The organism is Corynebacterium sp. 2571A, assembly GCF_055700935.1.
In genome coordinates this window covers 1-19129 of record NZ_JASTTE010000001.1, presented here as the reverse complement: position 1 = coordinate 19129, position 19129 = coordinate 1, and the positions used below count along the sequence as shown (strand labels likewise).

Below are 19129 nucleotides of genomic sequence, written 5' to 3'. Positions count from 1 at the left end.
ATGTTCGACATCGCACGGATCGGCCGCGACCTGCCCGTGGCCGGGGTCATTGACCGCCTGCCCACGCTTGTCGATGCCACCGGGCGCCTAGTCATCCAAGCCCCGCCCGGCACCGGTAAGACCACCCTGGTCCCGCCCGCCCTGGCCAACCACTGCGGGGGCAAGGTCATCGTCACCGCGCCGCGCCGCGTGGCCGTGCGCGCCGCCGCCCGCCGGCTGCGCCACCTCTCCGGATCCCCGAAAGCCGTCGGCTTCAGCGTCAAGGGCGAGCACCAGCCCGGCACCCACGTCGAGTTCGTGACCCCGGGCGTACTCCTCCAGCGCCTGCTGCGGGATCCGGATCTGGAGGGCGTGTCCGCCGTCGCCATCGACGAGGTCCACGAGCGCCAGCTGGATACCGATCTCATTCTGGGCATGTGCCTGGAGCTCGCCGAGCTGCGCGACGACTTCCGGCTGGTGGCCATGTCCGCCACCCTGGAGCGCGACAAGCTCACCGAGTTCCTAGGAGCCGAAACGCTCAGCACCCCGGCGGTGACCTACCCGCTGGATATCTCCTACCGCCCGCACCCCGGCCGCAGCAGCTGCTCCCGGGAATTCCTGGACCACCTGGCGCAGCTGGCCCAGGAACAGGTGTCCGCCACCGGGCACTCCGCCCTGGTCTTCGTGCCGGGCGTGCGCGAGGTAGAACACGTCGTCGGCCGCCTGCCCGTCAGCTTCCCCCTGCACGGGCGGCTGGATGCCCGGCAGCAGGACGCGGCCCTGCAGCCCTCGTCCACCCCGCGGATCGTGGTCTCGACCTCCCTGGCCGAGTCCTCCCTGACCGTGCCCGGGGTGCGCACCGTCATCGACTCCGGCCTGTCCCGCGTGCCCCGGCTGGATGCCAGCCGCGGCATGACGGGGTTGGTCACTATCAGCTCGGCCAAGTCCACCGCGGACCAGCGCGCCGGCCGCGCCGGCCGCGAGGGCCCGGGCACCGTGGTGCGCGCCTATTCCGCCGTCGACTACGAGCACGCGGCCGAGGCCATCACCCCGGAGATCCTCACCACGGATCTGACCCAGGCCGCCCTGCAGCTGGCCGCCTGGGGCGACTGCCCGCTGCTCGATAGCCCGCAGCCGCAGCACCTGGCCCGCGCCCGGCAGAACCTGGAATCGCTCGGCGCCCTCCGGGACGGCCAGCTGACCCAGCTGGGCAAACGCTTGGTCCGCCTGCCGCTGGACCCGCGCCTGGGCCGCGCCCTTATCGAATGCGGGCCGTCTGCCGCGGCCACCGTCGCCGTGCTGGCCGACGATCCCCGCGGCGACATCGCCCGCCAGCGCGCGCCGAAGTCCGAGTCCCAGCGCCTGGCTAAGCTGGTCAGCACTGGTAGCGGTGTCAGCGATCCCGGCGCCATCACCGGGCTGGCCTTCCCCCGTTGGATCGCCCGCCGCGTGAAAGACGACACCTACCTGCTGGCCTCCGGCACGCGGGCCCGCCTGCCCCACGACCTCGGCCTGGACGGCTCCGAGTGGCTGGCCACCGCGGTCGTGACCCGCTCCGCCGAGGGCGGCACCATCCGCGCCGCCGCCCGCATCAACGAAGAGGACGCGCTGTCCATCATCGGCGTGAGCGAAGAGCTGGTAACCGACTTCGTCAAGGGCAAGCTGCGGGCCCGCCAGATCCGCCGGGCCGGGCAGATCGAGCTAAGCTCCACCCCGACCCAGCCCAGCCCGGAGGCCGGGGCCGAGGCCCTCGCCCGCCTGCTCGAACGGACTGGGTTAGAAATTTTCCACTTCTCCGACAAGGCGCAGCGCCTCTTCGACCGCCTGGCCTTCCTCCACGCCCGCCTCGGCGATCCCTGGCCGGATCCGCACAAGGCCGATCCGCAGTACTGGCTGGGCCCGGAGCTCGGCGACATCGTCCGCGGCAAGCCCCCGCGCGAGGTCGACATGTACCCGGCGCTCCAGCGCCTGCTGCCGTGGCCCAACGACATCGATGCCGCCGCGCCCGAACGCCTCACGCTCCCCTCGGGCAAACACCCGCGCATCGACTACGCGAGCGGCCGCCCCGTCGTGCGCGTCAAGCTCCAGGAGTGCTTCGGGCTGCATTCCTCCCCCGAGGTCGCCGGCATTCCTGTCCAGTTCCACCTGCTGTCGCCTGCCGGCCGCCCGCTCGCGGTCACCGACGACCTCGCCAGCTTCTGGTCCGGCCCCTACCAGCAGGTGCGCGCCGAGATGCGCGGGCGCTACCCCAAGCACGCCTGGCCGGAAGACCCGGCCTAGCCCCACTGCTGCCACGCGAGGTAGCAGCTCATGACCACCACGAGGGTCAGCAGCGCGTAGCGAATCAGCTTCGTGCCCCCGCCCAGCACCGTGCGCGCGCCCAGCTGCGCGCCGACGATATTGGCCACCGCCAGGACGATGCCGAGCGTCCACCACACGTGCCCGCCGACGATGAAGACCACCAGCGCGCCCAGGTTCGTCGCGGTGTTGACCACCTTCGACATCGCCGCCGAGCGCAGGAAGTTCTGGGAAAAAATGGCGGTAAAAGCCATGATCAAAAACATGCCGGTGCCCGGCCCGAAGATGCCGTCGTAGAACGCCACCGCCGCCGTTGCTACCAGCGCCGCTAAGGACCGCCAGCCGGAGTGGATCCCCTGGCTGTCGCCGCCGCCGAAGCTCGGCTTGAAGGCGATGAACGTGCCCACGGCGAGCAAAAGAACAATAATCAGCGGCCGCATCACCTCCTCGTCGAGCAACGAGGCCATCAGCGCGCCCACGCCCGAGGCCACCGCCGCCAGCACCGCCATCGGCACCAATTCCCGCGCCGGAGGCCGCACCTTGCGCACTAGCGTCACCGCCGCCGATGCCGTGCCCGAGACCGCCGCCACCTTATTCGTCGCCAGCGCCGTGGCCGGGGCCACGCCGGGAACCAGCGCCAGAATCAGGGGGATGAGTACCAGCCCACCGCCGCCGATGACCGCATCGATCCAGCCGGCGACCCCTGCCCCAGCGACGAGCAGTGCCCAGGTTCCCACGCCCATTTCCATGGCAACAGTATAAGGCCAATAGTATAAAGGAGATCGAATTCACAAGGAGGTACCCGAATGCCGCTGGCAGTGCGCTGGATGATTGTCGCGCCCGCCTCCGTGGGCCTCGGTTGGCTCTTCGACCGCTGGAACGTGCCGGCGGCCTGGATCGTGGCCGCCATCGTGGTCTCCGCCGGCATGGCGCTGGCGACCCGCAAAGAGCTGCCCGTCAACCGCCACGTCTACGCTCTCAGCCGCGGGTTCATCGGCATCCTGGCCGCCATCCCCCTGACCACGGTGCCGCTGTCGCGGATCGTCGGCTTCCTGCCCGCGGGCGTCGTGGTCTCCCTGGTGACGGTGCTAGTCGGCGTCGCCGGCGGGCTCCTCCTCCACCGCGCCCAGCCGAAGGCCGTCAGCCGGGACACCGGCATCCTGTCCATGCTGCCCGGTGGGGCGTCCATGATGCCGGTGCTCGCCGACGACCTCGGCGCGGACTACCGCTACGTGGCGCTGACGCAGTACCTGCGCCTGCTGACCGTGTCGATGACCCTGCCGGTCGTCGTCGGCTTCCTATCCACCCCGGCCGACTCCCATCCGGTCGACGCCCCGCAGCCGGACCAGCACTGGTGGATGATCCTGCTCGTGCTGGCCATCGCCTTCGCCGGCGAGCCCCTCGGCAAGGCCCTCCGCCTGCCCGCCCCGAGCGTGATGGGCCCGCTCCTGCTGACGGTGTTGGCCTCGCTTTTCCTGCCCGGTGAGCTCACCCTCCAGCCCATCGAGCCGTTCCGCATCTTGGCGTTCATGTCCATCGGCTGGGTCTGCGGCGGCGGACTGTCGTGGCCCGCCCTGCAGCGGTTCGCGGCGCAGCTGCCCGCCACCGTGGCCTATATCGTCGTGGTCATCGCCCTGTGTGCGGCCACCGCCTGGCCGCTGACCTGGGCGCTAGACATCACCTATTTCGAGGCCTACCTGGCAACCAGCCCCGGCGCGCTGGAGACCGTCCTGGCGCTGTCCTCCGAGGGCGGGGCCGGGCCAGCCGTGGTGGCCATCCAGCTCATCCGGCTCATCATCGTGCTGGTGATTGCCGGCTACCTGCCCCAGCTCATCCGCCTCTTCACGCGGAGGAAACGCTAGCGCCTAGTCGAGGACGGTCTCGCGCAGGATAGACATCGGCACCGAGCCCAGCGCCAGCGCCTCGGCGTGGAACTCGCGCTCGCTCATGCCCTGCGCGACTGCCTCGTCGCGGGTCTGGCGCCACAGGCGCGCACCCAGCGCGTACGACGGCGCCTGGCCGGCCCAGCCCAGGTAGCGGTTGACCTCGAAGGAGAGGTTCGCCGAATCCATCGCGGTGTTTTCCCGCATGAAGGTGTGCACGTGGGACTTGTCCCAGACGCCGGAACCGTCCGGCATCTTCTTGCCCAGGTGCAGGCCGATGTCCGCGACCACGCGGGCGGCCCGCAGGCGCTTAGCGTCCAAAAGGCCCATCCGGTATCCGGGATCATCCATGTATCCGAGCTCCGCCATGAGCTCCTCGGCGTAGAGGGCCCAGCCCTCGCCGTGGCCGGAGTTCCAGCACACGCTGCGACGCCACAGGTTCAGGTCCGGCTCGACCAGGGCCTGGCCGATCTGCAGGTGGTGGCCCGGCACGCCCTCGTGGTGGACCGTGGTCAGTTCCTGCCAGGTGTGGAAAATGTCCTGGCCGGCCGGCACCGACCACCACATCCGGCCCGGGCGGGAGAAGTCATCCGCCGGCTGGGTGTAGAAGATGCCGCCGGTGCCTGCCGGATCGATGCAGCACTCGATCTCGCGCACCTGCTCCGGTACGTCGAAGTATTTACCGTCCAGCTCCTCGATGGCGCGGTCGGCGGTGGACTGCATCCACTCCACCAGCGCGTCCTTGCCGCGCAGGAGGTAGCGCTCTTCCTGGTTGAGCTTGCGCATCGCCGTGCGCACGGTGCACTCGTTGCCGTAGAGGCTGTGGGCGATCTTTTCCTGCTCGGCGTTGATCTCGTGCAGCTGCTCCAGGCCCCAGCGATAGGCCTCGTCCACGTCCACGACGTCGCCCACGAACAGGTGGGAGAACAGCTCGTAGCGCTCGCGGCCGAACGCGTCCGAGGTCGGCGCCTGCGGCTGCAGGTCCGTCGACAGCCAGGCAGAGAATTCTTCGAAAGCCTGCTTGGCGTGCTCCACCTCGGCGGAGTCCTCGGCCAGGCCGAGCTCGTCGAGCATCGAGTCGCTATCCGTCAGCGCGTTGCACTGGCCGATGACCTCATTGATCTGGCGGTTGGCCGCCACCAAGCCGTGCGATGCCGCCTCCGTCAGCGAGTCCCGATAACCCGCCAGCGCGCTACCCACCTTGGACAGGCGGGAGCGGATGGCGTCCAGGTCCTCCTCGGTCTCCTGCGGCATGAGCAGGAGGGTGTCCCGGATGGTCTGGACCGGCGAGGCGATGTTGTTGAGTAGCCGCAGGTCCTCCATGCGGTGGTGCATGTCCAGCTCCAGGCAGAGCCGGTCGCGCAGCACGGCTGCAGTCACGTAGTCGACGTCGTCGAAGTCGTCCTCGTCGTCCGATTCATCCGTCGAGTCATCCAGGGCGTCGAGATCCGCAATCATCTCGCGAGTACGGTCCGCCACGGCTTCGTAGTATTCGGGAGAGAAGTCCTGCAACTCCCCCTCGTAGCCCGCAACGCCCCACGCCGTCGCATCGGTAGGGGTCAGGGCTGCCAAATCAGCTGCGAAATTATCGCACGAAGCGTCCAGAAGGGAAGGCTGGCGCTCGGCGTTGTGCTCGGAACTCATGATTGGGAAGTCTAGCCACTTTCCCTACTTCACCGCCACCTGGCGCGGCGCAGTGAGAACGCTGAATGCTCCCTGCCCCGCCAAAGTCGCCCGTACCTGGTCTTTTCCAGCCGTCAGCAGGAAGATAACACTTAAGCATCAGTTCTTGGACCGTTCCCCGTCGAAAATTCCAACATAGTTTCGAAAACGTTTTCTGTGGGGGTTGCGGTGCCGGTTTGGGTAGGTATTATGGGGGTTGGGTTAGAACATAGTTACGACATAATCATTCGGGGAGAATGTCATGGACCCTTATTACACCGTCAATACACCGAACTGCCCAATCGCCCACGACGCCACCCAGATCCGCCGCGTTGACTACCACCTGTGGCAACGCCTCCGCCCGCCCATTAACGAGGATTGTGAGACCACCGTCGGCAACCTCGCCGCCCGCACCGGCCTTTCTTATACCGCCTGCCTCAACCGCTGCTTCGCCCTCGAACGCCTCGACACCCTGCCCCAGCTCAAAGAAACCGTGGAAAGACTCCAACACATCGGTTTCAATTACCTCATCCTGATCGACCAGGTCTTAAATAACCTGGGCGAGCCCACCCAGGACGTTCTAGAACGCATAGATACTGAATTAAACAAATACCTCAGCCCTACCCGCCCAGGCCAGCGCCTGCCCTCTTATGCCAACCTGCGCCGCAAGCTCAACAGCCTGGTTGCCACGGAACAGCCGGAGGATACGCCGAAAGAATCGGCCGATACCTCCGGCCCAGACGGCGGCAACTATTCCTGCGAGGCCCAGTCAGGCTCCCGCGCCGGCATCTACGCCGACTACGACCCCGCAACCACCGCCCAACTAGACGACGCCATTTCCCGCACCGCCAAGGAACAGGACATCAGCCCGGCCGCCGCGCTCGCCGGCCTCATCCTCGGGGAATACTCCTCCCCACAGGTGGTCCTCAACCTCTACCAGGCCAGCGACGTCCCAAACGCCCCAATCTTCGTCGCCGGGTTCGGCTGGATAAGTCACGAAAGCGGCCAGAAGCTGGCGGACGCAGCGACCACCGTCCGCCACATGTCGGACATCGCGGAAAAGCGCAGCCGCAACTACGCGACGCCGAACGACATCAAGGCCTTCGTCAACGGCCGCGACGGCACGTGCCGCTACCCCGGCTGCACGGTCAAGGCGGAACGGTGCCAGAAAGACCACTGCGTCGACTTCGAGGACGGCGGCCCGACGGCCGCGTACAACCTCGTCAACCTGTGCCAGCACCACCACAACATCAAGACCGACGGTCGCGCGACCTACGTCATCGACCCGCACACCTCGGACGTCATCTGGTTGTTCAACGACGGCACCTGGCAGGCCACGAGTCCAGAGGGCCCGATGTCCCCGCGCTCCTGCAATTGGCTGCGGACGGTGGAGCAGGTCATGGCCGGGCGGAGGGGGTGATGTCGAAAAATCTGACATTTCCGCACCAAAGCACAGCAATTGCTAGACCATGCAGTCTAATTTCAACCACCGGTCAACGTATAGAATTAGACAATGCAGTCTGTTCTCTTTATACTAAGTTGCATGATCAAGCCAGGACCGGCCTTCACTCGCCCACGCACGCCCGCCGCCAAGTGCCTCCACCTGGTGCGCCTCAATCCGATCATCACTCGGAGCGAGCTAGTGGAAGCGACCGGCCTGTCCCAGCCCACCATCACGCGCGCGACCACGGCACTCCTCCAGGCCGGGCTCATCCAAGAGCGCACCGACCTGACCCGCACGAAGGGCCGCGGGCGCCCGACGGTGCCGCTGGAGGTAGCGGAGAACAACTGGCTGCTGACTGGCATCGCCATCGGCACCTCCTCGACCTATATCGGCCTCTACGACACCAAGGGCCGCACCATTCGGGAGGATGACATCACCACCCCGGTGGCATCGCTGAGCGAGGCGGATTTCATCGAGCACATCATGGCCGGCATCAACCGCTTGACCGCGGGCCTGGACCAGGCGCTGGTCTCCGTCGGCGTGACCACCTCCGGCCAGGTCGACGAGGAAGGCCTGGTCTACGCTCCGAACCTGGGGTGGAACGGCGTCGACATCGCCGAGCGCCTGCGCTTCCAGTTCAGCGTGCCGGTCGTGGTCACCGCAGCCATTCCGGCGATCCTGGGCTCGGAAACCCAGGCCGCGGACATCGCCTCCAACGACAAGGTCCTGGTGCTCTTCGCGGACGACTCCATCGGCGCGGCCCTGTCCAACGACGACGGGGTCCAGCAGTTGACCCCGCTGACCGATCCGCAGGGCCGCCCCGCACAGGATTCCCTCTCGACGGCGGCGGTGCTCAAGAAGGCGGCGGAGCAGGGCGTTACGGTCGACAGCATTGCCGATGCCCCACGCTCCATCCTCGATGAGCGCGCGCACGATCTCGGCGAGGTCGCCGCCCGGCTGGTGCGCGAGCACCACCCGAACACCGTGGTCGTGGCCGGATCCGCCTTCGTGGATGATCCGCAGGCCCCGCGCCGCTTCGCAAGCGCCGTGCGGGAAGAGGCCCCCGATACCGAGGTCCAGCTGCGCATGATCCCCACCCACCGCGAGATCGTCCGCGCGGTCGCGCGTGCCGTCGCCCTGGACCCACTGCTGCGCGTGCCGCTCGAGCTGCGCAAGGTCAGGGTGTAGAAAGCACCGTCCGCACGCTATCGATGCCGTCGAAGCGCTCGGCCCGCAGGCCCGCCTCGCGCGCCCCGCGCACGAAGTCGTCGCGGTCGTCGAAGAAGAGTGTGTCCTTGAGGGTGCCGCCGAGGGCATCGACGGCGACGAGGTAGGCCTGCTCCTCCGGCTTGGCCACCCCGATATCGCAGGACAGGGTGACGGCGGCGAAATCCTCTAGCCAGGGATGCTCGCGCCGCACGACGGCAGCGAGCCCGGTCGGGATGTTGGAAAGGATGCCGACGGGGTGGCCGGCATCGATAAGCGACTGCACGAAGCCGACCATCTCCGTGTCCGCCTCGAGGCAGCCCGCGATGTCCGCGGCCACGGCCTGGCTGGTGTCGATCTCGCCCAGGCCGCTGCGGCGGGCGAGCGTGGTCCACCAGCGCTCGTCGGAGACCAACCCGGCGTCGTAGGGCGGGCGCAGCTCCTCGTAGGTGTCCCAGAAACGGGCGCTGTCCCGCACGCCGAGCGTGTCCTCCAACAGGCGGCGATCCGCGGCCGAGGGCAGCCGCATGAGCACGCCGTACAGATCGAAGAGCAGCTTGGTTTTAGCCATGCGTTACCACCCGGGGCTTGAGCAGGCACAGGCCGGCGATGCCGCAGGTCGCGCCGCCGATGAGCATCGGCAGGCCCGTGCCTGAGGGGTTCACGAAGAACAGGGCGATGGCTGCCAGGAGCAGGACGCCGCCGACGCCGAAGAAGGCCTTGACGAGCCCGCTGGCGCGCAGGAAGCGCACGCCGGCGAGCATGGCCATGCCGGCGAACGGGCTCAGCATGAGCGCGGCCGAGGAGAAGAAGATCCCCCACGCGATGTCTACCGCCGTCAGTGCCAGTCCCCCGACCAAAGCGAGAACCATCAGCCCGAGGGCGATGGCGGCGGTCGTTTTCTGCTTTGCGGTCATAAAATACAATTGTCCCACCGGAGAAGCCTCCGGTGGGACAAAAGTGATTATTTTAACCAGACCGTTATTTGGTCTAGTGCTTTATTCGGCCGAGCCCAGGTTTGCGTCGATGCGCAGCAGGCCGGAGCCGTCGTTGCCCACCAGCTTGACCTGGTCGATGATCTCGGAGACGGTGTCCTCTTCCTCAATCTGCTCCTCCAGGAACCAGTTGACCAGGCTGCGGGAATCCAGATCCTTGACCTCGTCCGCGATGCGCGCGATCTCGCGGATCTCGGCGGAGACCTTCTGCTCGTGCTTGAAGGCGGCCTCGAAGGCGTCCAGCGGGGTGGCAGCCTTCAGGGACGGGATAGCGATGTCGGTCAGCTCGACGCGGTAGCCGCGGGCCAGCAGGTGGTCGGCGAACTTCTGAGCGTGGGTGCGCTCCTCGTCGGCGTGCGCCAGGAACCAGTCGCGCATGCCCGGGAAGGACAGGTTGTCCATCTCATAGGCCAGCTGGGTGTAGATGAGCGCCGCCTGGTGCTCGGAATTAACCTGGTTGTTCATTGCGGTTTGCAGTTTCTCGTCCATGACCTGGACCTTTCTGTCGGATCGGTAATTAACTACCGATAAGTATACGCGTTTAAAAAACTATTTCCAGGCAGGAAATCCTTACCAATTTAAGGTTATGTTAACGTAACCCGCGTTATGTTTCCTTGAATTTCTCGAGCCGGCGCTGACTGTCGTCATCCAGTCCCCTAAATTCTACCTCGATTCCGCGGGAGGCGTACTTGCTGCGCACTGCATCGACGGCCGCGATGGTGGAGGTATCCCACAGGGTCGCGGCCGAAAAATCGATGGAGACCTTGTCCGTGCCCGGCGCGTAATCGAAGGAATAGACCAAGTCATTCGAGGAAGCGAAGAAGAGCTGGCCGGACACCGCGTACTCGCCCGGCCCGGTCTGGTCGACGGTCACCACGTGCGAGACCCGCTGGGCGAAGCTGACCGTCGCCGCCAGCACGCCCAGCACCACGCCGACCGCCAGGTTGGAGGTAATCAGGGTCCCGGCCATGGTGATGCCCATGACGAGAGTCTCGGACCAGGGCATCGCCCGCAGCGTGCGCGGCCGCAGGGAATGCCAGTCGACGGTGGTCGCCGCCACGATGATCATCACCGCCACTAGACCCGCCATGGGGATGCGCCCCACGGTCTGGCCCAGCACCAGGACGAGGATGAGCAGGAAGACCCCGGCCATGAGCGTGGACAGCCGGGTCCGCGCGCGGGCGCCGCGGACGTTGATCATCGTCTGCCCGATCATCGCGCACACGCCCATGCCGCCGATGAGCGCGGAGAGGATATTGCCTACCCCCTGGCCGTAGGATTCGCGGGTCTTGTCCGAGTGGGTATCCGTGATGCCGTCGACCAGCTTGGCCGTCAGCAGCGACTCCATCAGGCCCACCAGGGCAACGCCCAGGGCGTAGGGGCCGATAACCTGCAGGGTCTCCCAACTCAGCGGCACGTCCGGGATGAACAGGCCCGGCAGCGAATCCGGTAGCTCGCCCTGATCGGCCACGTCGGGGACCTCCCAGCCGGAGATCATGACCAGGGCGGTGAGCACCACGATGGTAATCAGCGGCGCCGGGATGGCCGGCAGCAGGCGCGGGGCGGCGAGCATGAGCACCAGGCCTAGCCCCACCAGCGGGTAGACCAGCCAGGGCACGTCCTGCAGGTGCGGCAGCTGCGCGGTGAACATCATGATGCCCAGGGAGTTGACGAACCCGGTCATTACGCTGCGCGGGATAAACCGCATGAGCTTGGCGATGCCGAGCGCCGCCAGCACCAGCTGCAGCACCCCGGCCAGCAGGATGGTCGCGACCACGTAGTCGAGGCCGTGGCTGGCCGTAAGCGGGGCGATGACCAGCGCCACCGCGCCGGCCGCGGCGGAGACCATCGCGGGACGCCCGCCGGTAAAGGCGATAGAAATTGCCATCACCACAGAGGCGAAAAGGCCCACCCGCGGGTCCAGGCCCGCCAGGATGGAAAAGCTCAGCACCTCCGGGATGAGGGCGAGGGAAACCGCGAGACCGCCGAGCACCTCGATGCGCAGCCGGCGGGCAGAGGAAAAGGCGTAGCGGAAGCTATCCGCTACGCCCAGGGAACCTGCGTCATTCACCGGAGTGTTAGGACCCTTCCTTGAACGAACCGTCCGCGGTAATGACCGGCAGGACCGACCAGCAGAAGTTGATCCACTTATCGGTATTGCGCCACACGTAGTCCGGGTGGAAGATGGTCACCGGCTTGGTGTAGATGACCGCCGAGCGCACGTCCACGTTCAGCTTCGGCTTTTCCGGATCCAGGTCCTCGTGCTCGAGGATGCGGCAGACCAGGTCGAGGGTCTTGCCGGAATCCGCGACGTCGTCGACCACCAGGACCTTCTTGCCGTCCATGTCGGAGGCGTCCAGGTACGGCGGGAGCAGTTCCGGCTCGGGCAGGGTCTTGCCGATATCGGTGTAGAACTCCACGTTGATGGACCCCATGGCCTTAACCCCGATGGCGTAGCCGATGGCCCCGGCCGGGATCAGGCCGCCGCGGGCGACGCCGATGATGAGATCCGGCATCCAGCCCGAGTCGATGATCTGCTGCGATAGGTTGCGGCTGGCCTCGCCAAACGTCTCCCAGGTGAGGTTCTCCCTCTCCGGTACCGCCCAGTCGGGGTTATGGGGATTAGTCACGTGGTGCTCCTATCACGGTTGCAGACTCTCGTATGGGGAAACTTTCCGTCCAGTCTATCGCCGGACAAGCGTTAACGGAAAGGCACTTCCCCCAGCGCCCGCCGGAGCTTACGCGTGTGGAGGCGGGACGGGTTTTCCGCCAGCTGCTCGACCGCGCGCACCGCGCACATGACGTGGGCCTGCTTGGAGTTCGAGTAGAAGGCCTGCGCCTGGGCCGGCAGCTTGGGCACCGCGTGCAAAGGCAGGTCGCTGACGGCCAGCAGGGTGCCGTAGGGCACGCGGTAGCGGTAACCGTTGGCGGCCAGCGTGCAGGACTCCATGTCCACGGCCACGGCTGCCGATGCCCGCAGCCACTCCCACAGCTGCCGGGTGGTGCGCCACTCCCAGTTCCGGTCGTTGGTGGACAAGACCGTGCCGGTGCGCATGATGGGGTTGTCCGCGCCGTAGATCTCGTCCACGCTCGCCTCCAGCATGCGCTGGATTTCCGGGATGGCGGGGATCGGGTTCGCCGGGGTGACCGGCTCGTCCAGGAGGCCGTCGTCGCGCTGGTAGGCGTTGCCCAGGATGAGATCGCCGATGCGCATGCGCCCGTCCAGGCCCGCGCAGTGGCCGATCATGATCCAGGCCTCGGGGCGCAGTACGGCCAGGCAGTCCGTGATGGTCTTCGCGTTGGAGGGGCCGACCCCGATGTTGATCATCGTGATGCCGTCGCCGGCGGCGGTGATGAGGTCGAAGCGGGGCATCTGGTAGCGCGAGGTCAGCGTCAGCTCGTCGACGTCCAGATCCACCGCGTCGTTGGGGTGGATGGTCTCACCCGTGGGCAGCACCAGCGCGGTGTAGCGCGAGTCCTCGCTGGCGAGCTCACCAAGGCCGAACTGCACAAACTCGGTGGTGTGCATGGCGTAGTTGGTAAACAGGATGTACTTCTGCACCGTGTCGACCTCGATGCCGGTGTAGTGCTCGATCCGCTCGCAAGCGATGTCGAAGCGCTGCGGCCCGAAGTGGAACAGCGGCTTCTCCGCGCCGTGGAAGGCGTCCCAGTCGCCGTCGATGATGGCGTCGTTGACGTCATCGAGCGTGGGGCGCGGGACGGTGGTCCCGCGGTCCTGCGGGGCCGGTGGGGCGCCGCGGATGTACTCGGGCGGGATGCGCACGTCCGAGGGGCCGACGTAGATATCGCACGGGTAGTTATCCACTAGGCGCTGCAGCTGGGCGGTCAGGTAGTCGCGCAGCAGGTAAGGCTTGGAGATTACCGCGGAATAGTTGCCGGCCTCGTTGACGTAGCCGAAGGGTTCCGAGCGGTCGATGGGGTGCCACTCGCGCACGGCGACGGTGATTTTGGGGTAGCGGACCTGGTCGTAGTCCGCGAAGTCGTGGGAGCGCCGACAGGACTGCTCGTAGAGTTCAATGAGGCGCGTGACCGCCTCGTCCACCGTCTGAACCTGCACTGTCTCTACCTGATTCCGCATGCCGCCACACTACCGCGTAAACGAAGGCCCCGCCGGCTGCACGCTGGCGGGGCCTTCTCCCCATGACTAATCTAATCGGTGCTAAACAGAAGGAGTGGAGCGCAACTTCTGCAAAACAACCGCCCGTGATTAGGCAAGGCTTACTTTAAGATACTTTGGAAAGAGCGTCAACCCTTCGGATGACATTTTTTAAAAAAAGTTTTTCCTAACTCGCCTCACCTGCTAGTTCGCTAGGCTGGAAGGCCCGGATTGTAAAAGGAGATGGTTGTACGTGGCCACTGATGCACTACAGGAACTGCGCTCCACAATCGAAAAGCAGCTGCGCCGCTTTTGGTCGAACGATGCCCCGGCCAACCCCCGCTTCGGCGTCAAGAACACCGCCCCGCCCAACGCGCTGCGCGAGGAGGTCGCCGAGGAAATCGCGGAGATGCTGCGCAAAGACCCCACCAAAGAGGGCTATTTCGGCTCGCTGAGCGAGGACTCGCGCACCCGCATGGCCGTGTCTAACGAGGAGGTCGACTCGGCCGGCTCCAGCTCCACGGTGGACTCGCTCCCACTGGGCGCGCGGTTAAAACCCCGCGGCATCTTCGAGGACGACTGGACCGCCCGTCCCAGCCCGGACCGCCCCTGGCCCATCATCTTGTTGCACGGCACGGCCGACTCCAAGGGCATCTGGCAGATCCTGGGCGGCGAGCTCCGCGAGGACGGCTGGGCCGTCTTCGCCCCGGACTACGGCACGCGGGCGACGGGCCTGCTGCCCGAATCCGCCGCGCAGGTCGGCGCCTATATCGACGCGGTGCTGACCATGACGGGCGCGGAGAAGGTCATCATCGCGGGCCACTCGCAGGGCGGGCTGCTGGCCCGCTACTGGATGCGCGTGCTCGGCGGGGCCAGCAAGGTCCGCCACCTCATCTCGATCGGCGCGCCCAACCACGGCACCACCGAAGGCGGCATCATCAGCCCGCTGATGGCCAGCAAGCGCAACGACTCCATCATGAAATCCATCATCCAGTCGTTCTTCGGCGACGCCGGCCAGCAGCAGATCGTTGGCAGCGAGATCTTGAGCGCCGTCAACGCCGGCGGCGACCTGGACGAGGGGGTGACCTACACGTGCATCGCCACGCGCCACGATGCCGTGGTGGTCCCGCCCGAGACCTGCTTTTTATCCCCCAGCAAGGTCAAGGACGGCACGGTGCGCAACATCTACGTCCAGGACTTTGATTCTCGCGCGGTGGTGCTCCACCACGACCTGCCGGTGGATCGGCGGGTGCGCGCCATCGTGCGCACCATCGTCCGGCAGCTCTAGTCCGGCTCCCGGATGGTCTCGACGAAAAGCCAGCTCGAGTCCAGCTCCCCGTGCCGCGAGCACCGGGCGCGCCAGCCGTCGGGGCGGACCTGGACCACCATGCGCCGCCCACACAGGCGGCAGTAGCGCGGCACGTCCAGGCCGGCCGCGGCCGCCGGGTGCAGGGTGGAGACCTCTTCGAGGGGCTGTCCGGTATTCGGGTGGTAGACGGGCGGATCGCCGGCGAGGACGGACGCGGCGAGCGCGGAGTGATCAGCGCCCGCAGATTTCCCCGACATCTACAGCGCCTTGATGGGCAGGTCGATGCGCCCGAGCATGTCCACGTCCTTTTCGATCTGGCGGCCCAGGGTCGTCAGGTAGTTGCCCGCGATGATGGCGTTGATGCCGCCGAGCAGGCCCTTCTCCGTGCCGTCGTCGCCCAGGGACAGCTCGCGGCCGCCGGCGAAACGGAGGGTGACAGCGGGCATCGCCAGCCGGAAGGCGGCGACGGCGCGCAGGCCCTCGCCCAGGGGAACCAGCGGGCGATCCGCGAACGGGGTGCCCGGCCGCGGGTCGAGGAAGTTCATGGGCACCTCGCAGGGCTCGATCTCCGCCAGCTGGGCGGCGAACTCGGCGCGCTGCTCGAGGGACTCGCCCATGCCGATGATGCCGCCGCAGCAGACCTCCATGCCGACCTCGCGGACGAAGTCGAGGGTCTGCCGGCGCTCTTCCCAGGTGTGGGTGGTGACCACCTGCGGGAAGAAGCTGCGCGCGGTCTCCAGGTTGTGGTTGTAGCGCTGCGCGCCCATGTCCTTCAGGCGCTGCGCCTGCTCGCGGGTCAGGGTGCCCAGGGAGCAGGAAATCTCAATGTCGACCTCCGCGTTGATGGCGGCGATGGCCTCCCCCACCTGGTCCAGGAGGTTGTCGTCCGGGCCCTTGACCGCGGCGACGATGCAAAACTCGGTGGCGCCGGTCTTGGCGGTGTTCTTCGCGGCCTCCACCAGCTCGGCGATATCCAGGCGGGCGGCGCGCACCGGCGAGGCGAACAGGCCCGACTGGGAGCAGAAGTGGCAGTCTTCCGGGCAGCCGCCCGTCTTGATGGAGATGATGCCTTCCACCGAAACGTCCGGGCCGCACCAACGCAGGCGAGTTTTATGCGCGATGTCGGCAATTTCTTCCAGCTGCTCGTCGGGGACGGAAAGGACCTGTAGGAGCTCTTCTTCGTTCAGGCCGATGCCCTGCTCTAAGGCCTTCTCGCGGGCGATATCAACAATACTCATACGGGTAGCGTAGCGAACAAAGTTGAACGGCGTTTAATTTTGCAACTTTAAGTTTATTTCTTTCGCGGGTGGAGCGCGGCACTAGGCTGGGGTGCATGAGCGAAAACACCAGCCTGTACGACGACACCCTGGAGCTACTCCAGGAGCTAATCCGCAACGCCTGTGTCAACGATCTGACCGACGATTCGGGCCACGAGGTCCGCAACGCCGACACGCTGGAGCGCTTCTTTGCCGGCACGGACGTGCAGGTCCAGCGCTTTGAGCCCCACCCCGGGCGGGTCTCGGTGTTGTTTACGGTCCCGGGCGGCCACGGCGAACCGCTGACCCTGATGGGCCACACGGACGTCGTGCCCGTCGACGAAGACAAGTGGACCAAGCCGCCCTTCGATGCCGTCATCGAGGACGGCGTGCTCTACGGCCGCGGCGCCGTCGACATGCTCTTCATTACTGCCACCATGGCAGCCGTGACCCGCGAGGTGGCCCGCCGCGGGAAGCCGGCAGGCGATCTCACCTTTGCCGCCCTGGCGGACGAGGAGGCCCGCGGCGGCTGGGGCTCGCGCTGGTTGTATGCCCACCACCCGGACGCGATGAGCTGGGACAACTGCCTGTCGGAGACCGGCGGCAGCCACCTGCCGAACTCGCTGGCCTTCAACGTGGGCGAAAAGGCGCGGGCCAGCGCCGCCTCCACGTGCACGGCGACGCCGGGCACGGCTCGACGCCCTTCGGCAAGGACTTCGCCATCGTGAAGATCGGCGAGGTCGCCCGCCGTATCGCACAGGCATCCGCGCCCGTGGCCACCAGCGAGACCTGGACCGGCTTCGTCAAGGCGTTCCGCTTCGATCCCGCCACGGAACAAACGCTTATCGGCGGCCAGGGCACCGCGGAAGATTACCGCGCCTTCGGCAACCTGGACGCCTACGCGCACGCCTTTTCGCACACCACCTTGTCCCAGACCGTCCTGCGGGCCGGTGGCGCGATCAACGTGCTTCCCTCCCACGCCTACCTGGAGATGGACATCCGCCCCTTCCCCGGCCAGACCCAGGAGGACCTGGACGAGTTCCTGCGCCAGGCGCTGGGCGATCTGGCCCACGAGGTCACCATCGAGCACCTAATTACCGAAGACGCCACGCAGTCGGGCACCGACACCGCGCTCTGGCAGGCCATCGAGTCCACCGCGCACGAGTTCTTCCCCGACCTGGACGTCACCCCGGTGCTGGCGACGGGCGGTTCGGATTTGCGCATCGCCCGCCGCGCCGGCGGCAATGGCTACGGCTTTGCCCTCCACGCGCGGGCCCGGGACATGGCCGAGGCCAATTCGCAGCTCCACAGCCACGACGAGGCGCTGCACTTGGAGGACCTCGATCTCACGGTGCGGGCCTACCGCAGCCTGGTGCGGCGCTTCCTGGGCGTCTAAAAAGTTTCCTGCGTACACTTTCCCGAACCGCGAACTCGTGCCAAGATGTATCCCATGAAGAAACGCCTCGCTGCCCTCGTGTTGACCGCTACCCTTGCCACCCCCGCCGTGGCTTCCGCCGATCCCGTTGACGACCTGCTGGCCAAGGTACCCGCCGGCCAGATCTCTTGCGAAAAGGCCCGCAGTTACTGGACCAACCCCGGCGACTACCAGTCCAAGCGCAGCCAGGCGCTGTCCGTGGCCACTTTCCACCCGCGCGGCGGGGAGATCCGCTCCGCCATCGCCCGCATGGATGACGCGGTCAACCGCTGCAACCTGGGCCAGTCCGGCAACCAGCAGCAGCCCGCCCCACAAAACAACCACCAGAACCGCGCTCCGCAGAACACCCACCGCGCCCAGAACGTGATTGAGCTCGCCGTCGCCCCCGGCCAGCCGACCGTCGACGTGCCGTTCGCCGGCCAGACCTTCCGCATCCCGGATCTCGCCGCCCTGGCCCGCACCGCGCTGGCCCAGGTGCAGCAGCAATTCGGCTCTCTATCGTCCTTCTAGTCGACCGGACCCAGCTGGAAATAAATCTCCTCGTGCGCGTGGCACCCGGGATTAAACGGGTGCCCGCACGCCGGGCAAGCGGTGGCTAGCCGGTAACGCCCGTAATTCATCGTCTCCCCACAAACGCCGCACAAAACCGCGTCCGTGTGCTTATCCATCGCGCCGAAGGGGTGATCGGCAAGTTCCGCGTGGCAGATAGAGCACGCGTAGAACTGCCCGCACGTCGCACACTTGTTGGCCACCACGTCCACCGGCGTATGCCAGTGCGCGCAACGGCCCTGGGCGTCCACGTCGACGCCTAGGATTTCTTTCCCCGACATACTCAGCCACTCTTTTCCACGAAAAGAAAAACGATTCGCACCTCATACCCTTTCGGGTTTATGCACGCTCAACGATACTCAGAGGGAATCAGCAGACTTGTTGGGTTCACTGTTTTGTGAATTAACCAGTTGCTCCAGTCTCTTTTCGATATCAGAGAGTTTTTTAATAAGGGCCACAACGAACGCGAGCCCGCCAATTAAGGCTATGATACTTAGCATTCGATCACTTCTTCATCTTTACGCAGGCCCATGTGAGGTTACCCTCGTTTAGAGTACACCCTATTTGTACGGATCTTGTGTCCGTAGGAGAGGATGTTCATTGTGAGTCAACAGCGCAAGAAGTACACGCCTGAGTACCGGCGTGAAGCCGCGAACCTGGTAATCGAGTCGCAGCGCCCGATCGCTCATGTGGCTAAGGAAATTGGTGTTTCCGCCGGGCTTTTAGGCCGGTGGGTCAAACTCGAGCGTGAACGCCGAGGAGCCTCGGATGGGATGAGTGAGGCTGATCTTCGTGCTGAGAATGCTCGTCTGCGTCGTGAGCTGGCAGAAGCCAAGATGGATAACGAGTTTTTGTCAAAAGCGACAGCCTTCTTCGCCGCGAAGCAACGCGAGCAGCAAAGTTCGAATTAATGCAGCAAGAGAAGGCGAACTACAGCATCAAGCGCATGGCACGGCTATTAAAAGTGTCTCGGTCTGGATACTACAAATGGGCCCA

General features: G+C 66.1%; 18 protein-coding genes and 1 pseudogene. 8 read left to right on the top strand and 11 right to left on the bottom strand.

Going from position 1 to position 19129, the window contains the following annotated elements; genetic code table 11:
• Positions 1–2259 (top strand): ATP-dependent RNA helicase, encoded by a 2259-nt coding sequence (locus QQS53_RS00095; protein ID WP_472773970.1) that lies wholly within the window; start codon positions 1–3, stop codon positions 2257–2259.
• Here the strand turns inward: QQS53_RS00095 and QQS53_RS00090 are convergent.
• On the bottom strand, positions 2256–3026 hold the full coding sequence (locus QQS53_RS00090; RefSeq protein ID WP_472773969.1) for a TSUP family transporter: 771 nt from the start codon (positions 3024–3026) through the stop codon (positions 2256–2258). The two genes, QQS53_RS00095 and QQS53_RS00090, sit on opposite strands and share 4 nt — an antisense overlap.
• A gap of 57 nt (positions 3027–3083) precedes the next feature.
• Here QQS53_RS00090 and QQS53_RS00085 point away from each other — a divergent pair, with 57 nt between their 5' ends.
• Positions 3084–4139 carry an AbrB family transcriptional regulator gene (locus QQS53_RS00085; RefSeq protein WP_472773968.1) on the top strand — a complete coding sequence of 352 codons (1056 nt, stop codon included), beginning with the start codon at positions 3084–3086 and terminating at the stop codon, positions 4137–4139.
• Between the two features lie 3 nt (positions 4140–4142).
• Here the strand turns inward: QQS53_RS00085 and QQS53_RS00080 are convergent, their stop codons facing one another.
• Positions 4143–5804: a DUF885 domain-containing protein gene (locus QQS53_RS00080; RefSeq protein WP_472773967.1), complete on the bottom strand. Its 1662-nt coding sequence runs from the start codon at positions 5802–5804 to the stop codon at positions 4143–4145.
• Positions 5805–6084: 280 nt separating this feature from the next.
• On the opposite strand from QQS53_RS00080, the gene QQS53_RS00075 reads away from it, so the two are divergent.
• Together QQS53_RS00075 and QQS53_RS00070 are read left to right on the top strand one after the other, a co-directional pair.
• Positions 6085–7242 carry an HNH endonuclease signature motif containing protein gene (locus QQS53_RS00075; protein WP_472773966.1) on the top strand — a complete coding sequence of 386 codons (1158 nt, stop codon included), beginning with the start codon at positions 6085–6087 and terminating at the stop codon, positions 7240–7242.
• A 123-nt stretch (positions 7243–7365) separates the two neighbouring features.
• Entirely contained in the window at positions 7366–8454 is a 1089-nt protein-coding gene (locus QQS53_RS00070; RefSeq protein WP_472773965.1) for an ROK family protein, read from the top strand.
• Here the strand turns inward: QQS53_RS00070 and QQS53_RS00065 are convergent.
• From QQS53_RS00065 to amn, 6 genes are all read right to left on the bottom strand, one after another.
• Positions 8444–9043 (bottom strand): HAD family hydrolase, encoded by a 600-nt coding sequence (locus QQS53_RS00065; RefSeq protein WP_472773964.1) that lies wholly within the window; start codon positions 9041–9043, stop codon positions 8444–8446. The two genes, QQS53_RS00070 and QQS53_RS00065, sit on opposite strands and share 11 nt — an antisense overlap.
• Positions 9036–9407, bottom strand: coding sequence for a hypothetical protein (locus QQS53_RS00060; protein ID WP_472773963.1), 372 nt, complete (start codon positions 9405–9407; stop codon positions 9036–9038). The genes QQS53_RS00065 and QQS53_RS00060 overlap by 8 nt, the downstream gene beginning before the upstream one ends.
• A gap of 63 nt (positions 9408–9470) precedes the next feature.
• The gene (locus QQS53_RS00055) at positions 9471–9956 is read right to left on the bottom strand and encodes a ferritin (protein ID WP_472773962.1); all 486 of its coding nucleotides are present in this window, start codon (positions 9954–9956) and stop codon (positions 9471–9473) included.
• 115 nt (positions 9957–10071) lie between these two features.
• Positions 10072–11538 carry a SulP family inorganic anion transporter gene (locus tag QQS53_RS00050; RefSeq protein ID WP_472773961.1) on the bottom strand — a complete coding sequence of 489 codons (1467 nt, stop codon included), beginning with the start codon at positions 11536–11538 and terminating at the stop codon, positions 10072–10074.
• Positions 11539–11545: 7 nt separating this feature from the next.
• Complete coding sequence (locus QQS53_RS00045; RefSeq protein WP_070768576.1) at positions 11546–12097, bottom strand: phosphoribosyltransferase; 552 nt, start codon at positions 12095–12097, stop codon at positions 11546–11548.
• A 71-nt stretch (positions 12098–12168) separates the two neighbouring features.
• Positions 12169–13566, bottom strand: a complete 1398-nt coding sequence (gene amn, locus QQS53_RS00040) for an AMP nucleosidase (protein WP_472773960.1) — start codon at positions 13564–13566, stop codon at positions 12169–12171.
• Positions 13567–13837: 271 nt separating this feature from the next.
• Between amn and QQS53_RS00035 the strand changes: the two genes are divergently transcribed.
• Entirely contained in the window at positions 13838–14872 is a 1035-nt protein-coding gene (locus tag QQS53_RS00035; protein ID WP_472773959.1) for an esterase/lipase family protein, read from the top strand.
• Here the strand turns inward: QQS53_RS00035 and bsaP are convergent.
• Positions 14869–15150: a biotin synthase auxiliary protein BsaP gene (gene bsaP, locus QQS53_RS00030; protein ID WP_472773958.1), complete on the bottom strand. Its 282-nt coding sequence runs from the start codon at positions 15148–15150 to the stop codon at positions 14869–14871. The two genes, QQS53_RS00035 and bsaP, sit on opposite strands and share 4 nt — an antisense overlap.
• Entirely contained in the window at positions 15151–16131 is a 981-nt protein-coding gene (bioB, locus tag QQS53_RS00025; RefSeq protein ID WP_070768579.1) for a biotin synthase BioB, read from the bottom strand.
• A 95-nt stretch (positions 16132–16226) separates the two neighbouring features.
• Between bioB and QQS53_RS00020 the strand changes: the two are divergent.
• Positions 16227–17545 (top strand): annotated as a pseudogene (locus tag QQS53_RS00020) (M20/M25/M40 family metallo-hydrolase).
• Between the two features lie 54 nt (positions 17546–17599).
• The gene (locus QQS53_RS00015) at positions 17600–18094 is read left to right on the top strand and encodes a hypothetical protein (RefSeq protein WP_472773957.1); all 495 of its coding nucleotides are present in this window, start codon (positions 17600–17602) and stop codon (positions 18092–18094) included.
• Here QQS53_RS00015 and QQS53_RS00010 read toward each other — a convergent pair.
• A complete protein-coding gene (locus tag QQS53_RS00010) occupies positions 18091–18414 on the bottom strand; it encodes a CHY zinc finger protein (protein ID WP_472773956.1) in 324 nt (107 codons plus the stop codon). The genes QQS53_RS00015 and QQS53_RS00010 overlap by 4 nt on opposite strands.
• Before the next feature lie 312 nt (positions 18415–18726).
• On the opposite strand from QQS53_RS00010, the gene QQS53_RS00005 reads away from it, so the two are divergent.
• A complete protein-coding gene (locus QQS53_RS00005; RefSeq protein WP_472773955.1) occupies positions 18727–19044 on the top strand; it encodes a transposase in 318 nt (105 codons plus the stop codon).
• Positions 19045–19129 lie beyond the last annotated feature (85 nt).

Coding starts and splice junctions, on each gene's coding strand:
- QQS53_RS00055 (WP_472773962.1), bottom strand. CDS start 9,956: ATGGACGAGAAACTGCAAACCGCAATGAACAACCAGGTTAATTCCGAG.
- bioB (WP_070768579.1), bottom strand. CDS start 16,131: ATGAGTATTGTTGATATCGCCCGCGAGAAGGCCTTAGAGCAGGGCATC.
- QQS53_RS00085 (WP_472773968.1), top strand. CDS start 3,084: ATGCCGCTGGCAGTGCGCTGGATGATTGTCGCGCCCGCCTCCGTGGGC.
- QQS53_RS00005 (WP_472773955.1), top strand. CDS start 18,727: ATGTTCATTGTGAGTCAACAGCGCAAGAAGTACACGCCTGAGTACCGG.
- QQS53_RS00070 (WP_472773965.1), top strand. CDS start 7,366: ATGATCAAGCCAGGACCGGCCTTCACTCGCCCACGCACGCCCGCCGCC.
- QQS53_RS00095 (WP_472773970.1), top strand. CDS start 1: ATGTTCGACATCGCACGGATCGGCCGCGACCTGCCCGTGGCCGGGGTC.
- amn (WP_472773960.1), bottom strand. CDS start 13,566: ATGCGGAATCAGGTAGAGACAGTGCAGGTTCAGACGGTGGACGAGGCG.
- QQS53_RS00080 (WP_472773967.1), bottom strand. CDS start 5,804: ATGAGTTCCGAGCACAACGCCGAGCGCCAGCCTTCCCTTCTGGACGCT.
- QQS53_RS00065 (WP_472773964.1), bottom strand. CDS start 9,043: ATGGCTAAAACCAAGCTGCTCTTCGATCTGTACGGCGTGCTCATGCGG.
- QQS53_RS00090 (WP_472773969.1), bottom strand. CDS start 3,026: ATGGAAATGGGCGTGGGAACCTGGGCACTGCTCGTCGCTGGGGCAGGG.
- QQS53_RS00015 (WP_472773957.1), top strand. CDS start 17,600: ATGAAGAAACGCCTCGCTGCCCTCGTGTTGACCGCTACCCTTGCCACC.
- QQS53_RS00075 (WP_472773966.1), top strand. CDS start 6,085: ATGGACCCTTATTACACCGTCAATACACCGAACTGCCCAATCGCCCAC.
- QQS53_RS00010 (WP_472773956.1), bottom strand. CDS start 18,414: ATGTCGGGGAAAGAAATCCTAGGCGTCGACGTGGACGCCCAGGGCCGT.
- bsaP (WP_472773958.1), bottom strand. CDS start 15,150: ATGTCGGGGAAATCTGCGGGCGCTGATCACTCCGCGCTCGCCGCGTCC.